Annotated in this window: 15 protein-coding genes; all 15 read left to right on the plus strand. The window is 61.6% G+C overall.

Annotated features, from left to right (window positions below; genetic code table 11):
• Positions 1–104: 104 nt before the first annotated feature.
• The 15 genes from FKG95_RS20725 (at position 105) to FKG95_RS20795 (ending at position 13,594) form a co-directional block, all read left to right on the plus strand.
• Positions 105–575, plus strand: coding sequence for a GIY-YIG nuclease family protein (locus FKG95_RS20725; RefSeq protein ID WP_142898302.1), 471 nt, complete (start codon positions 105–107; stop codon positions 573–575).
• Between the two features lie 54 nt (positions 576–629).
• Positions 630–1,046: a DUF1801 domain-containing protein gene (locus FKG95_RS20730; RefSeq protein WP_142898303.1), complete on the plus strand. Its 417-nt coding sequence runs from the start codon at positions 630–632 to the stop codon at positions 1,044–1,046.
• Positions 1,043–1,555, plus strand: coding sequence for a MerR family transcriptional regulator (locus FKG95_RS20735; protein WP_342779265.1), 513 nt, complete (start codon positions 1,043–1,045; stop codon positions 1,553–1,555). Before FKG95_RS20730 ends, FKG95_RS20735 begins: the two co-directional genes overlap by 4 nt.
• Positions 1,552–2,013 (plus strand): PaaI family thioesterase, encoded by a 462-nt coding sequence (locus FKG95_RS20740; protein ID WP_142898304.1) that lies wholly within the window; start codon positions 1,552–1,554, stop codon positions 2,011–2,013. The genes FKG95_RS20735 and FKG95_RS20740 overlap by 4 nt, the downstream gene beginning before the upstream one ends.
• Before the next feature lie 58 nt (positions 2,014–2,071).
• Positions 2,072–3,244, plus strand: a complete 1,173-nt coding sequence (locus FKG95_RS20745) for an isovaleryl-CoA dehydrogenase (RefSeq protein WP_142898305.1) — start codon at positions 2,072–2,074, stop codon at positions 3,242–3,244.
• 49 nt (positions 3,245–3,293) lie between these two features.
• Positions 3,294–3,485: a DUF1272 domain-containing protein gene (locus FKG95_RS20750; RefSeq protein ID WP_142898306.1), complete on the plus strand. Its 192-nt coding sequence runs from the start codon at positions 3,294–3,296 to the stop codon at positions 3,483–3,485.
• Between the two features lie 263 nt (positions 3,486–3,748).
• On the plus strand, positions 3,749–4,429 hold the full coding sequence (locus tag FKG95_RS20755) for an SDR family oxidoreductase (RefSeq protein ID WP_142898307.1): 681 nt from the start codon (positions 3,749–3,751) through the stop codon (positions 4,427–4,429).
• 25 nt (positions 4,430–4,454) lie between these two features.
• The gene (locus tag FKG95_RS20760) at positions 4,455–5,591 is read left to right on the plus strand and encodes an acyl-CoA dehydrogenase family protein (protein ID WP_179954198.1); all 1,137 of its coding nucleotides are present in this window, start codon (positions 4,455–4,457) and stop codon (positions 5,589–5,591) included.
• Between the two features lie 78 nt (positions 5,592–5,669).
• Positions 5,670–6,287 carry a 2-hydroxychromene-2-carboxylate isomerase gene (locus FKG95_RS20765; protein WP_142898308.1) on the plus strand — a complete coding sequence of 206 codons (618 nt, stop codon included), beginning with the start codon at positions 5,670–5,672 and terminating at the stop codon, positions 6,285–6,287.
• Between the two features lie 360 nt (positions 6,288–6,647).
• Positions 6,648–8,255, plus strand: coding sequence for a carboxyl transferase domain-containing protein (locus FKG95_RS20770; protein ID WP_142898309.1), 1,608 nt, complete (start codon positions 6,648–6,650; stop codon positions 8,253–8,255).
• Positions 8,256–8,263: 8 nt separating this feature from the next.
• Entirely contained in the window at positions 8,264–9,055 is a 792-nt protein-coding gene (locus FKG95_RS20775; RefSeq protein ID WP_142898310.1) for an enoyl-CoA hydratase/isomerase family protein, read from the plus strand.
• A gap of 5 nt (positions 9,056–9,060) precedes the next feature.
• Positions 9,061–9,978 carry a potassium channel family protein gene (locus FKG95_RS30235; RefSeq protein WP_142898311.1) on the plus strand — a complete coding sequence of 306 codons (918 nt, stop codon included), beginning with the start codon at positions 9,061–9,063 and terminating at the stop codon, positions 9,976–9,978.
• A 72-nt stretch (positions 9,979–10,050) separates the two neighbouring features.
• Positions 10,051–12,057, plus strand: a complete 2,007-nt coding sequence (locus FKG95_RS20785) for an acetyl-CoA carboxylase biotin carboxylase subunit (RefSeq protein WP_142898312.1) — start codon at positions 10,051–10,053, stop codon at positions 12,055–12,057.
• 39 nt (positions 12,058–12,096) lie between these two features.
• Entirely contained in the window at positions 12,097–12,996 is a 900-nt protein-coding gene (locus FKG95_RS20790; RefSeq protein ID WP_142898313.1) for a hydroxymethylglutaryl-CoA lyase, read from the plus strand.
• A 175-nt stretch (positions 12,997–13,171) separates the two neighbouring features.
• Positions 13,172–13,594: a DUF1489 family protein gene (locus FKG95_RS20795; protein WP_142898314.1), complete on the plus strand. Its 423-nt coding sequence runs from the start codon at positions 13,172–13,174 to the stop codon at positions 13,592–13,594.
• The last annotated feature ends 389 nt before the right edge of the window (positions 13,595–13,983 follow it).

Here is a 13,983-nt window from a genome sequence, read left to right on the forward strand (position 1 = left end):
AGATTGCCCGGCGTTTCCCCGCTTGACCTATGTCAAATCTGCGGCGTGATGCAGGTTAAGTATCTGAACCAAAATATTTTTTTGCTGTTTCGGAGTATCGCGCGATGTATGAGCGAGAGCCTGATTCTCTGCGAGACTGTATTGCCGCGGCAGGTGTTTCCGGTATTTGGACAGAGCCCGCCGAATGCCCGGCCCTGGGGGACGTCAGGGGCGCTTACCTGCTTGCACTGCGCCTGCCTGTTGAACGGGAGCGCGGCGGCTCCAAGAGGGGAACTAAAGTCCCGGCGCCCGGTTGGTATCTCTACGCCGGCAGCGCCTGGGGCGGTGGTGGGATCCGCGCCCGTCTGGGACGGCATTTCCGAAGGGAAAAGAAACCCCACTGGCACATCGACCGCCTGACGCTTCAGGCCGCGGAGATGTTTGCCCTGGCGGTGCCCGGCGGCGGTGAATGCGATCTGGTTGCCAAGCTGCTTTCCTCGCGGCGTTTCAGAATCGCGGTCGCGGGCTTTGGCAGCAGCGATTGCAGGCGCTGCGAGAGTCATCTGCTGGAGGCCGCGCGTCAAGGCCGCGCCTGATGACTTTACAGAACCGGCTTGATAGCGCTCTCTCTCAACCGCCAGGGCACAGGAATGAAGACACAGCGAAACGAAAATTCTGTCGAAGCCTTTCTGAACAGCGTTGCGGATGAGCGGCGGCGGAACGAGGGCTTTACGATGCTGGAGATGATGAAGCGGGCGAGCGGCTGCGCGCCCGCGATGTGGGGTGATAGCATGATCGGGTTCGGCAGTTACCGCTACAGGACCGCGAAGGGCAGGGAGCAATCCTTTTTCCTGACCGGCTTCTCGCCGCGTAAGTCGGCGTTGGCGGTTTACGTCATGCCGGGATTTAGCCGGTTCGAGGCAGCGCTCGCAAAGCTGGGCAGACATAAAACGGGCCGCTCCTGCCTCTACATTGCTAACTTGGAAAGCATCGACCGGGACGTGCTGGAGGCGATGATCCGGGAGTCTGTGCAGCAAATGCGAGAGGCCTACGAAACCGGCCTTTGACGCAGAGCGTCACGTTCAATTTCGATATTTACGTTTACGTAAACGTCAAGTATCATCACTTGATGAGCAAAACCTTCTCCATTACCGAACTGGCGCAGGAATTCGCGGTCACCAACCGGGCCATCCGGTTTTACGAAACTGAGGGCATGCTGACGCCCTTGCGCGAGGGACAGCGCCGGATTTACCGGCCACGCGACCGGGTGCGGCTGAAGCTGATCCTGCGCGGCAAACGGCTGGGTCTGAGCCTGCAGGAAATCCGCGAAATTATCGATCTCTATGATGCCGCCAAGGGGGAAGCGGGTCAGCTCCAGCTGCTGCTCGACAAGATCGAAAGCCGGCGCGAGGATCTGGAGCACAAGCGGCGGGACATCGACACGACGCTTGCGGATCTGGACGACGTTGCCGCCAAGTGCCGGGAGCGCCTGCGGCAGCTCGATCTGGATCAGGTTTCTCAGGAGACTTCGGACGGCAGTGCAAAATCTCTCAAACGAAAAAGGGCCGCGAAATGACGGGCTTTACCGCGCGTGATCCCGATTACGAGGCCAAACTGCGCGCCAGCTTCAGCCGGATGCGGGTGATGGAACTGATTGGGGCCCGGTTGGCGAGAATAGAGCCGGGTCTGGTCGAAATTGAGCTGCCGTTCCGCGAGGATCTGATGCAGCAGCACGGGTTTTTTCACGCCGGAATGTCCAGCACCATCGCCGACACGGCGGGCGGCTACGCGAGCTTTACCTTGAATCCCGGGGACACCTCGGTTCTTACGGTCGAATTCAAACTCAATCTTCTCGCCCCCGCAGACGGGGAGCGTCTGGTCGCCGCCGGCCGCGTGATCAAACCGGGCCGCACTCTGACGATCTGCGATCTGGAGGTGACAGCCTACAAGGACGGGCAGCCCAAACTGGTGGCGAAAGGCCTGCAGACCATGATGTGCGTGAAAGACCGGCCCGATATCCTTGCCGCCGGGTAACAAGAAGCCAATTCACATTCCATAGAACCTCGTCAGCCTATCTTAGAGGAAGCGTCACATGATCCCGAACCAATATCCCAGCCTCGATTTCGACCTTGGCGAGACCGCTGAGATGATGCGCGACACCGTGATGTCCTTCGCATCCGACAAGATCGCTCCGTTGGCGGCGGAGATCGACCGGGAAGACCGCTTCCCGCGGGAGCTCTGGCCGGAGATGGGCGCGCTCGGACTGCTCGGTGTGACGGTCGAAGAGGAATACGGCGGCAGCGGCATGGGCTACCTGGAACACTGCGTTGCCATGGAAGAGGTCAGCCGCGCCTCGGCCAGCGTCGGCCTGAGTTACGGCGCACACTCGAACCTCTGCGTCAATCAGTTGCGCCGCAACGGCAATGAAGAACAGAAAAACCGCTATCTGCCGAAGCTGATGACCGGCGAACATGTCGGCGCCCTGGCCATGAGCGAGCCCGGTGCGGGTTCCGACGTGGTCGGCATGCGTACCCGGGCGGACAAGAAGGGCGACCGCTATGTCCTGAACGGTAACAAGATGTGGATCACCAACGGACCGGAAGCGGACGTTCTGGTGATCTACGCCAAGACCGATCCCGATGCGGGTCCGCGCGGTATTTCAGCCTTTCTGGTGGAGAAGGATTTCGCGGGTTTCTCGACGGCGCAGAAGCTCGACAAACTCGGCATGCGCGGCTCGCCGACCTGCGAACTGATCTTCGAGGACTGCGAAGTGCCGGAAGAGAATCTGCTGGGCGGGGCCGGGCGCGGCGTCAACGTTCTGATGAGCGGCCTGGACTACGAGCGCGCCGTGCTGGCGGCCGGGTCGACCGGGATCATGCAGGCCTGCATGGATGTGGTTGTGCCTTACCTGCATGAGCGCAAGCAGTTCGGCAAAGCGATCGGCGAGTTCCAACTGATGCAGGGCAAACTGGCGGACATGTACACCACCATGAACGCCAGCAAGGCCTATGTTTACGCCGTGGCGAAAGCCTGCGACCGGGGCCAGACCACCCGTAAGGATGCCGCCGGTGCGATTCTCTACGCCGCGGAAAAGGCGACCTGGATGGCGCTGGAGGCAATCCAGGCGTTGGGCGGGAATGGATACATCAACGACAACGTGACAGGACGTCTGTTACGCGATGCCAAGCTCTACGAGATCGGCGCGGGCACCTCTGAAATCCGACGCTGGCTGATCGGGCGCGAACTCTTCAGCGAGACGGCTTAGGCGATCCTGGCAGTCATCAGACTCTTATCGACTCACCGGGAGCCGTTTTATGACCCTAATCATGAAGCCGAAATGCGAGCGCTGCGGCAACGGCCTTGCACAAGAGGGCGAGGCTTACATCTGCAGTTATGAATGCACCTTCTGCCCGGACTGCACCGAGGCCATGGAGAGCCTCTGTCCCAACTGCGGCGGTGAACTCCTGCGCCGTCCGCGGCGGCTCGAGGCGCCAGCGGTTGCTTGATGGCGCGCAGCCGGGGGCGGTTTAAACGGGCGTCCGCGCCAGCAGCTTCAAAGCGCTTGTGACGGCATAAAACATTGGAATACATACGAATTGGTGCGGAGTCGGAAGGCATAGAATAATTTTCTTCATCCGCTGAATCAAAGAAGAGTCAAAGCCTTAGCCGCCTGCGAGGTTTGAATCTCCAGATGGCGGATTTCCGTTTGCGGATGGGAAGAGTAGGCTGCCGCAATCGAGGCCAATTGCCCGAAGTTTTAGGAGGCCACGTGCCCACAATACTCATCACCGGCGCCAATCGCGGGATCGGCCTGGCGCTTGTAAAATCCTTCGCAAAGGATGGTTGGAAGATTCACGCCTGCTGCCGCAATCTCGAGCGTGCAAAGAAACTCAAGGCTGTATCGGGCGACATTACGCCGCACAAGCTCGACGTGACGGATAAGCTCAAGGTGGAGTCCCTCGCACGGGGACTTGCCGACGAGCCGATCGATATTCTGGTGAACAACGCCGGTGTCTACAACACGCGCGAAGGCTTCGGCTCGACCGACTATGAAGCCTGGACCGAAATGCTGGCGGTCAACACGCAGTCACCGTTGCGCATGGTGGAACACTTTGCCGACCTGGTTGCCAGGAGCGAGCGCAAGGTGATTGCCAATCTCTCAAGCCGCCTGGGATCGATCTCGGCGGTCGAGAAGGGGGGCAGCTATCCCTACCGGACATCCAAATGCGCACTGAACATGGTGACCAAGCTGCTCTCGGTCGATCTGGCGGATCGCGGGATCACGACCATCGCGCTGCATCCGGGCTGGGTCCAGACCGACATGGGCGGGGAGGACGCGGACATCGACGTCGAAAAGTCCGCAAGCGGCCTGCGTTCGGTATTGGAGCGCGCCGACCCCTCCCAGAACGGTGGCTTTTTTAACTACGACGGCGCCGCCATCTCCTGGTGAACTTAAGTGAGGACTTCCAAAAGCTATGCTGCTCAATGAGGAACAGGGACTGATCCGCGACACCGCGCGGCAATTCGCGCAGGAACGCCTTGCGCCCAATGCCGCGGCCTGGGACCGGGAGGCGCGGTTCCCGAGCGAAGCGATCCAGGAGATGGCATCGCTGGGTTTCCTGGGCATGCTGGTGCCGGAGGTCTACGACGGGGCGGGTGCGGACAATCTCTCCTATGCCCTCGCGCTGATGGAAGTGGCCGAGGGCGACGGTTCCTGCTCGACCGTGATGAGCGTGCACAACTCGGTCGGCTGCATGCCGGTGCTGCGTTACGGCTCGGATGAGCAGAAGGAGCGCTTCCTGAAGCCCATGGCGCGCGGCGAGAAGCTGGGCGCTTTCTGCCTGACCGAGCCGCAAGCGGGATCCGACGCAGCGGCGCTGAAGACCCGCGCACGCAAAGACGGGAACCACTATGTCCTGGATGGCGTGAAGCAGTTCATCACCTCCGGACGCAACGCGGATGTCGCGATTGTCTTTGCCGTCACCGATCCGGAGCAGGGCAAGAGAGGCATCAGCGCCTTTATCGTGCCGACCGACACGCCGGGCTACGAGATTGCCTCCACAGAGAAAAAGCTGGGGCAGAAAGCCTCGGACACCTGCCAGATCTCCTTTGAGTCCTGCCGTCTGACCCCGGACCACCTGCTGGGCGAAGAGGGCGAGGGTTACCGCATTGCTCTTTCCAATCTCGAAGGCGGGCGCATCGGGATTGCGGCACAATCCGTCGGCATGGCGCGGGCGGCCTACCAGGCGGCGTTGAGCTATGCCAAGGACCGCCAGAGCTTTGGCAAGGCGATCATTGAGCATCAGGCGGTTTCCTTCCGTCTCGCCGATATGGCGACGCAGATCCATGCCGCGGAGTTGATGGTCATGGATACCGCAAGATTGCGGGATGCGGGCGTGCCCTGCCTGAAGGAAGCGGCGATGGCCAAACTCTATGCCTCTGAGATGGCCGAACGGGTCTGTTCCGACGCCATCCAGATTCACGGCGGATACGGCTACCTTGCGGATTTCCCGGTCGAGCGGATCTATCGCGACGTCCGGGTCTGCCAGATCTATGAAGGAACCTCCGACATTCAGCGCATGCTGATCGGCAGGGAAATTGCGAAGGACTGAGCGGGGCTCTGCCGATCTCGGCAGCCTTATGTCAAGCGGTGGCCGCCAACAACCGCATCTGAGGGTAGAGACTCAACTATGATCGAGACAAAAACCACGGACGTCATCGAGTTCCACTTCGATTTCGCCAGCCCATTCGGCTACTTTGCCGCCCAGGAGATCGACGGTCTCGCGGCCCGGCACGGCCGCAGCGCCGTCTGGCGGCCTGTGCTTCTGGGGGCCGTCTTCAAGGAGACAGGTGCGCGGCCGCTCACCGAGATTCCCATGAAGGCCGGCTACGCCAGGCACGATATCCAACGCACCGCGCGCCGCATGGGCATCCCCTTTCAGATGCCAAGTCCCTTTCCCTTTGCGACGATTGCCGCCTGCCGCGCTTTTTACTGGCTCGATGCGCTCGATCCCGAGGCCGCAAAGACACTCGCAAAGGCGCTTTATGACGAGGCCTTTGGGAAGGGTGGGGACATTTCGAGCGCGCAAAGCGTCGTGCAGGTCGCCGCAGGCCTTGGCCATGATGCCGGCCAGGTCGAAGCCGCGCTCAAAGACCCGGAGGTCAAGGAGCGCCTGCGCGCCGTCGTGCAGTCGGCGATAGAGCGCGAAATCTTCGGTTCACCCTTCTTTATCGTCGATGACGAGCCCTTCTGGGGGCATGACCGGATGGCCATGCTCGAAGACTGGCTGCAGAACGGCGGCTGGTAGATAGACCGCACCCGCTGGAAGCCGTCTGCGCCATGGACGGCGCGGGCGGTCACGCCGCAGAGTGATTGGAGAGCGTAAAAGTGACCTCAAGTGCTTTACGTTTACGTAAACGTAAGTTTTGACTCGTCACCTTTGTGTCGCTTCGCTATACAGTTTTCGCTGTACGTTGTGTTGGCGGGCATGTTGGCTGGCCGAGGATCGGCGTTTAGTCTGCCAGGTGGCCTGATGCGCTAAAAGTCCCATGACGGGGAGGCCGGTCGCGCGGGGTTTGGCAAAGGCGGGCCTGGCAAAGGTAGGCTCGGCAAGGGTGGGCCCGGAAAAAGGGCCCGGCGAAAAGGGCTGGGAGGAGATCAAGAGTCTATGACCGTTTTAAAGAGTTCCATCTCGACGCGCGCGCCGGAGTTTCGGGAAAACCGTGCCGCCATGCAGTCGCTGGTCGAGACGCTTCGCGGTCAGGTGGATGAGGTGCGGCAGGGCGGCGGGGAGCGGCCCAGGAAACGGCATCTGGACCGGGGCAAGTTACTCCCGAGGGAGCGGGTCCGTACTTTGCTCGATCCCGGCGCGCCCTTTCTGGAACTCTCCCAATTGGCGGCCTTTGGGATGTACGGCGGCGATATTGCCTCCGCCGGCCTGATCACCGGCATCGGAAGGATATCGGGGCGCGAATGCATGATCGTCGCCAACGATGCGACGGTCAAAGGCGGCACCTACTACCCCATGACGGTGAAAAAGCATCTCCGGGCTCAGGAGATCGCCGAGCAAAACCATCTGCCCTGTATTTACCTGGTGGACTCAGGTGGTGCCAACCTGCCCAACCAGGACGAAGTCTTTCCCGACCGGGATCATTTCGGCCGGATATTTTACAATCAGGCCAATATGTCCTCCAAGGGCATCGCGCAGATCGCCGTGGTCATGGGATCCTGCACCGCGGGCGGCGCTTACGTTCCGGCGATGGCGGACGAGAGCATCATCGTGCGCAATCAGGGGACGATTTTTCTGGCCGGCCCGCCGCTGGTCAAGGCCGCCGTCGGCGAGATCGTAACGGCGGAAGATCTCGGTGGCGCCGACGTTCATTCCCGCACCTCCGGTGTGACGGACCATATGGCCCAGAACGATGCGCAGGCCCTGGGGATGGCCCGGCGGATCGTCGGCAATCTCAATCGGGTGAAGCGTCATGATCTGGTGGTCGAGGAGCCGCGCGAGCCGCTCTACGACCCTGCGGAGATTTACGGCATCGTGCCGCAGGATCTGCGCAAGCCCTATGATGTGCGGGAGGTGATCGCCCGGCTGGTTGACTCCAGCGCCTTCGACGAATTCAAGGCGCTCTACGGCACCAGCCTGATCTGCGGCTTCGCGCGGATCCATGGCTATCCGGTCGGCATCATCGCGAACAACGGCATTCTCTTTTCCGAGTCCGCGCTCAAGGGCGCGCACTTCGTGGAGCTCTGCTGCCAGCGCGGCATTCCCCTCGTATTTCTGCAAAACATCAATGGCTTCATGGTCGGGCAGAAGTATGAGGCCGGCGGCATCGCCAAGGACGGCGCGAAGATGGTGACCGCCGTCGCCTGCGCCAAGGTGCCCAAGTTCACGGCAGTGATAGGCGGCAGCTTCGGCGCCGGCAACTACGGTATGTGCGGGCGCGCCTATAGCCCGCGCCTGCTGTGGATGTGGCCGAACGCCCGCATATCCGTGATGGGCGGCGAGCAGGCCGCCGGTGTTCTGGCGACGGTGCGTCGGGACAATATCGAAGCGCGGGGCGAGAGCTGGAGTGTGGAAGACGAGGCGGCCTTCAAGCAACCGATCCTGGATCAGTTCGAGCATCAGGCCCATCCCACTTATGCAAGCGCACGGCTGTGGGATGATGGTATCATTGATCCGTTGGATACGCGGATGGCTTTGGGACTGGGGATCTCCGCCGCGCTCAACGCACCGATCGAACCTACTTCTTTTGGCGTTTTCAGGATGTAAGAGCCAGGATGTACACACCTTTTTTTATCGAAGAAACCGGACCCGATGGGATCGCACGCATCACCCTGACCCGGGTCGATGTCCACAACGCTTTCAACGACGCGCTGATCTCTGAGCTCACCTCGGCCCTCAAGGGGATGGAGGAAGATCCGCGTGTCCGTATGGTCATCCTCGCCGCCCGGGGCCGAAGCTTTTCGGCGGGCGCAGATCTCAACTGGATGAAGGAGATGGCGGGCTATAAGGAGAGCGAAAACCTGAAGGATGCGCGTGGTCTTGCGGAACTGATGCGGACCCTGAATGAACTGAGCAAGCCGACCATGGCGCTGGTTCAGGGCGCGGCCTTCGGCGGCGGGGTCGGACTGGTGGCCTGCTGCGATATCGCTCTGGCGTCGGAGGAGGCAAGCTTTTGCCTCTCGGAGGTACGCCTTGGATTGATCCCGGCGGTGATCTCACCCTACGTGATCGCGGCCATGGGCCAGCGCGCGGCGCGGCGGTATTTCCTAACGGCGGAACGCTTTCCGGCCCAGGAGGCCTATCGCCTCGGCCTCGTGCATGAGCTCGTTCCCGCTGAAGACCTGGAGACCCGCGGGAAGAGGCTTGCCCAGGTGATCCTGGCAGGCGGCCCCGCCGCGCAACGGGAATCCAAGGATCTCATTTTCGCGGTCAGCGGGAAGGCGATCGATGAGACGTTGATCGAGGACACGGCGGTACGGATCGCGCGGCTGCGGAAATCGCCCGAGGGCCGGGAGGGGGTCAATGCCTTCCTTGAAAAGCGCAAGCCCGACTGGGCGCAAGACTGACCGCCATGGGCGACAGCGACCGCAAATTGCTGGGGGCTGTACTGGCGACCGGAGCGATGATCGTCATGATCTCCTTCGCGGTCGGCGACGACGCCAGCTTTTTCCAGCTGATCATGCTGATATCCATCTCTGCCAGCGTCGCCTTTTTCTTCACGGTCTTTCCGGGCAGCCGGTTTTTCGCAATCGCCCTGGCGAACTTTCTCGCGGTCTACTCCTGCATCTTCGTGCTATTCGTCGAAGCCAACTTCACACTGGTCGAGAAGACCGTGGCACAGCTTGCCTACATCCTGCCCATCTTCGGGTTCGTGCTGGGCGCCTGGCTGCGGCGCGAGGCGATTCGGGACATTGTGGTGTCTCACCGGGTCCAGGAGGGGAGTAAGTTCCGGCACAGTCTGCCCTGGCTGCTGCCGGTGCTTTTGATCGGGATCGCGACCTTTGCCATTCCCGGGCGGGATTTCACTCCACTCCACCAGAGTTACCTGCTGTTTGCCGCCATGGCGGCCATCGCGGTTGCCGTCTTCATCGTCAGCAGTAATGTCGCCGCCTTTCTGCTCGACACCGGCCTGGTGTTCGAGGCTTTTTTTAAACGGGTGCAGCGGCTCTATATCCCGGCCTTCGCTTTCGTGACCTTCTATTCGATCAACGTCATCGTCTTTGCCTGTCTCTACAGGATTCTCGACCGCTTTTCGGATGGTCATCATTTTGCGATCGAGGGGGTCAGCCGGAACATCACCTTTCAGGAGAGCCTCTACTTTTCCATTATCACCGTAAGCACGGTCGGATACGGCGATATCGTGCCCGAGAGCGGGGCTTTGAGGGCGCTGTCGGCGGTGCAGATCGTTTTTGGCGTGCTGCTGCTTCTGTTCGGATTTTCCGAAATCATGAGCTACACCAAGGAACGCGGTGCGGGGCAGGGTGATTGAGGGTCAGGATGATTGATGGGCAGGATGATTGACGGGCAGGGGGGACTAACGTGAGAAACGGGAACCAAGCTTTTGTTTGACAAGATACTGATTGCGAACCGGGGTGAGATCGCCTGCCGTGTGATCGAGACGGCCCGGCGAATGGGGGTTGCGACGGTCGCGGTGTATTCCGATGCCGACCGTGACGCGCTGCATGTGGCCTGCGCCGACGAGGCCTGTCACATCGGTCCCGCACCGGCGACGGAGAGCTATCTGCTCGGTGCGAAGATCATCGAGGCGGCGCGGAGGACGGGTGCGCAGGCGGTCCATCCCGGTTACGGATTCCTGTCCGAAAACGCCGAATTCGCTGACGCCTGCGCAGACGCCGGTCTGACCTTTATCGGTCCGCCCGCAGACGCCATCCGGGCCATGGGCTCCAAGAGCGAGGCCAAGGCACTGATGGAGCGGGCCTCGGTGCCGCTCGTGCCAGGTTATCACGGGGCGGATCAGGATCCCGCGCTGCTGGCCTCCGAGGCCGAAAAGATTGGCTATCCGGTTCTGATCAAAGCCTCGGCCGGCGGCGGCGGCAAGGGCATGCGGATCGTGCGTTCGGCCACTGAGTTCCCGGCGTCGCTGGACTCTGCAAAGCGCGAGGCGGCGTCCTCCTTCGGTGACGAGCGGGTTCTGGTGGAAAAGTACCTGACCGCGCCGCGCCATATCGAGGTTCAGGTCTTCGCCGATTCTCTGGGCAACGCGGTTTATCTCTTCGAACGGGACTGCTCGGTTCAGCGGCGGCATCAGAAGGTGATCGAAGAGGCCCCCGCGCCCGGTATGACTGAGGCGCGCCGGGCCGAGATGGGTGAGGCCGCCGTCGCGGCGGCCCAGGCCATCGGTTACCAGGGGGCGGGCACCGTGGAGTTCATCGCGGAGGGCGAGGATTTCTACTTCATGGAGATGAACACCCGTCTGCAGGTCGAGCACCCGGTCACCGAGATGATCACCGGACAGGATCTGGTCGAATGGCAGCTCAGGGTGGCCTCGGGCGAAGCGCTGCCTCTATCCCAGTCAGAGCTGACTATCTCGGGCCACGCCTTCGAGGTCCGGCTTTATGCCGAGGATCCGCAGCGGGACTTTCTGCCCGCGACCGGGCGGTTGTTGCACTTCGAGACGCCCCCGCAAACCCGGCACCTGCGTCTGGACAGCGGTGTGCGGACGGGCGATTCGGTGACGGTCTTCTACGATCCCATGATCGCGAAGCTGATTGTCTGGGACCGGGACCGTGCTTCCGCTTTGGCACGTCTGCGGGCGGCCTTGGCCGGGACATATATTGTCGGCGTGACAACGAATACCGCCTTCCTGGCCGCCGTGGCCGCACACCCTGCCTTTGCCGAAGGCGGCGTCGATACCGGCTTTATCGAGCGCTATGCCGAGGATTTGCTGCCGGCCCCCGAAGCCGTCGATGATGACTGTCTCGCTCTCGCGGCTCTGGCTGAAATGTCCGCGGTCCGGCGTGAGGCCGCGCAGGATGCGCTGCGGTCCGGCGACGGCGGCTCGCCCTGGTTCCGGACCGATGGCTGGCGTCTGAACGGGGAAACCCGCCGGCACCTGTTGTTTCAGGAAGGCGAGCAGGAGTTCGTTCTGGACATCGGCTATGCGCCGGGGGGCGGCCTGGAGGCCGTAATGCCCGGTGGCGCGGTCATGTCGCTGCGGGGCGACTGGCAGGAAAACCGGCATCTGCGGGCGAACCTCGATGGCCGCGTCGTCAGCGCAAGGGTGTTGCGCCATGCTCAGGACTTTACGGTTCTGCACGCCGGCAGGAACCACCTGCTGCATCTGCTGGATCCGCGTAATCCGGACTTGGCGGGCGAGGATGAGGGCGGACAGCTCACCGCACCCATGTCCGGCAAGATCGTGGCGGTCCGGGTCGAGCCAGGAGAGGCGGTCGCGCAGGGACAGGTGCTGGTGGTGCTCGAGGCCATGAAGATGGAGCACAGCATTACGGCCGCCCAGGACGCGGTTGTCTCGAGGGTTTTCTTTGCCGCCGGTGATTTGGTGGAAGAGGGGGCTGAACTCTTGAGTCTCGAGACTGCTGACGATTGAGTGTTTGAGCAAAACAGCACAGGAAGAAAAGAGGGTCCTTTGTCCTATCCGGCAAACGTCAAGATGGTGGAGGTAGGTCCGCGCGACGGCCTGCAGAACGAAGCGGACATCGTCCCCACCGAAATCAAGGCTGAGTTGATCGACCGGCTGGCCGACTGTGGTCTGCCGGTGGTCGAGGCCGGCGCCTTCGTCTCGCCGCGCTGGGTGCCGCAGATGGCGGATTCGGCGGAGGTGCTGGCGGCCATCAGGCCGAAGGAGGGCGTCAACTACCCGGTCCTGGTTCCGAACGTGAAGGGGCTGGAGCGTGCACTGGAGATGAAGGTCGGGGAGATCGCCGTCTTCGGGGCGGCCTCCGAGAGCTTCACGCAAAAGAACATCAACTGCTCGATCGCCGAATCGTTAGAGCGCTTTGCACCGGTGATGGAACAGGCGCGCGGGCAGGGGCTGCGGGTCCGGGGGTATGTCTCCTGTGTGCTCGGCTGTCCTTACGAGGGCGATATTGCGGTGAGTGCGGTCGCCGAGGTGGCGGAGGCGCTTTACAAGGGCGGCTGCTACGAGATTTCGCTCGGCGATACCATCGGGGTTGGCACGGCGGCCAAGGCCAGGGCTATGGTCGAGGCCGTGGCTGCGCGCATCCCGGTGAGCGACCTCGCGCTGCACTTTCACGATACCTACGGACAGGCTCTGGCCAATATCCTGAGCTGTCTGGAATTGGGCGTGGCCACGGTCGATTCGTCGCTCGCCGGTCTGGGCGGATGCCCCTACGCGGAGGGAGCGTCGGGCAATGTGGCCAGCGAAGACGTGCTCTACATGCTGGAGGGACTTGGGGTGGAAACCGGGGTCGATCTGGACCGTCTGATCGCTACCGCCTGGTGGATCTCCGAGCGTTTGGGCCGCAAGCCTGCGTCCAAGGTCGCACTGGCGCGCGGCGCAAAATAGAACTGCTTAACAGGGTGCCCGGCAGAGCTGCCGGGGATCGAAGCTGGTTTCTTTCAGAGAATCACTGGAAAACGCGGCACAACCTCTATCTCATAGGGCGGGTAGGATGAAGCCTGTGAGCTTCCCGGTGACTAAAACGGGCCGTCGGAATACGGCCGGCTATGAATGAAACGCTATGAGCAAACTGAACCTGATCAAACTCTCCGTCGGGAGTGAACATGTGGAGGGCTTGCGTGAGTGGCAGGCCTACCGTCTGCGCGAGACCGGCCAGATCTACCATCAGACCCGCATGATGCCCCGGCGCAAGGACGAGCTGCTGGACGGCGGCTCGATCTATTGGGTGATCAAGGGGCAGGTGCGGGCGCGGCAGCGCTTGCTGGACATCGAAACGGTCTATGATAACGAGGGGCAGCGCTACGCCCGTTTGATCCTGGATCAGGAACTGCACCGGACCGTGAACCAGCCGCACAGGCCTTTCCAGGGCTGGCGTTATCTCAAGCCCGCGGACACCCCGCTGGACCTCTCGGATGCCCCTGAAGGCGTCGCGGAAATGCCGGAAGAAATGAGGGCGGAGCTCAAGGAATTGGGCCTGATATAAAAAGATAATTTTTTTTCATTTTCTTGCTGGACAGCCCGGAGCAGGGGGCCTATAACCCCGCTCGTCAGCGACGCAGACACTCCGGTGGATCACGCGCTGGCCATCCAAAACGACGAGATTGTCCCAGGTGCACCTGGTAACGGTTGCACAGGGGGTTTCTTGTCGCTACTATCTTCGGCCTCACTTCACCGTTTGATCGGTAGGTTGGGTTGTGACTTCGGGAAACTGAAGTTGCGCGGATCTTAGGCTCGTTCTGATGTCCGCCTGTTCTTTGACATAGTGAATATGATTTGGAAGGGATGCGCGGTCGGCGGTCTGTGTGGGGTGGTATTGTCTCATATTTAGGGCCTATGCTTTGCGCATCTTGTGTTACACAACTATGCGTAAGA

Source organism: Denitrobaculum tricleocarpae (assembly GCF_007004665.1).
Classification (GTDB): domain Bacteria; phylum Pseudomonadota; class Alphaproteobacteria; order Kiloniellales; family Kiloniellaceae; genus Denitrobaculum; species Denitrobaculum tricleocarpae.

Coding starts and splice junctions, on each gene's coding strand:
- FKG95_RS20770 (WP_142898309.1), top strand. CDS start 6,648: ATGACCGTTTTAAAGAGTTCCATCTCGACGCGCGCGCCGGAGTTTCGG.
- FKG95_RS20730 (WP_142898303.1), top strand. CDS start 630: ATGAAGACACAGCGAAACGAAAATTCTGTCGAAGCCTTTCTGAACAGC.
- FKG95_RS20765 (WP_142898308.1), top strand. CDS start 5,670: ATGATCGAGACAAAAACCACGGACGTCATCGAGTTCCACTTCGATTTC.
- FKG95_RS20740 (WP_142898304.1), top strand. CDS start 1,552: ATGACGGGCTTTACCGCGCGTGATCCCGATTACGAGGCCAAACTGCGC.
- FKG95_RS20795 (WP_142898314.1), top strand. CDS start 13,172: ATGAGCAAACTGAACCTGATCAAACTCTCCGTCGGGAGTGAACATGTG.
- FKG95_RS30235 (WP_142898311.1), top strand. CDS start 9,061: ATGGGCGACAGCGACCGCAAATTGCTGGGGGCTGTACTGGCGACCGGA.
- FKG95_RS20725 (WP_142898302.1), top strand. CDS start 105: ATGTATGAGCGAGAGCCTGATTCTCTGCGAGACTGTATTGCCGCGGCA.
- FKG95_RS20750 (WP_142898306.1), top strand. CDS start 3,294: ATGACCCTAATCATGAAGCCGAAATGCGAGCGCTGCGGCAACGGCCTT.
- FKG95_RS20760 (WP_179954198.1), top strand. CDS start 4,455: ATGCTGCTCAATGAGGAACAGGGACTGATCCGCGACACCGCGCGGCAA.
- FKG95_RS20775 (WP_142898310.1), top strand. CDS start 8,264: ATGTACACACCTTTTTTTATCGAAGAAACCGGACCCGATGGGATCGCA.
- FKG95_RS20745 (WP_142898305.1), top strand. CDS start 2,072: ATGATCCCGAACCAATATCCCAGCCTCGATTTCGACCTTGGCGAGACC.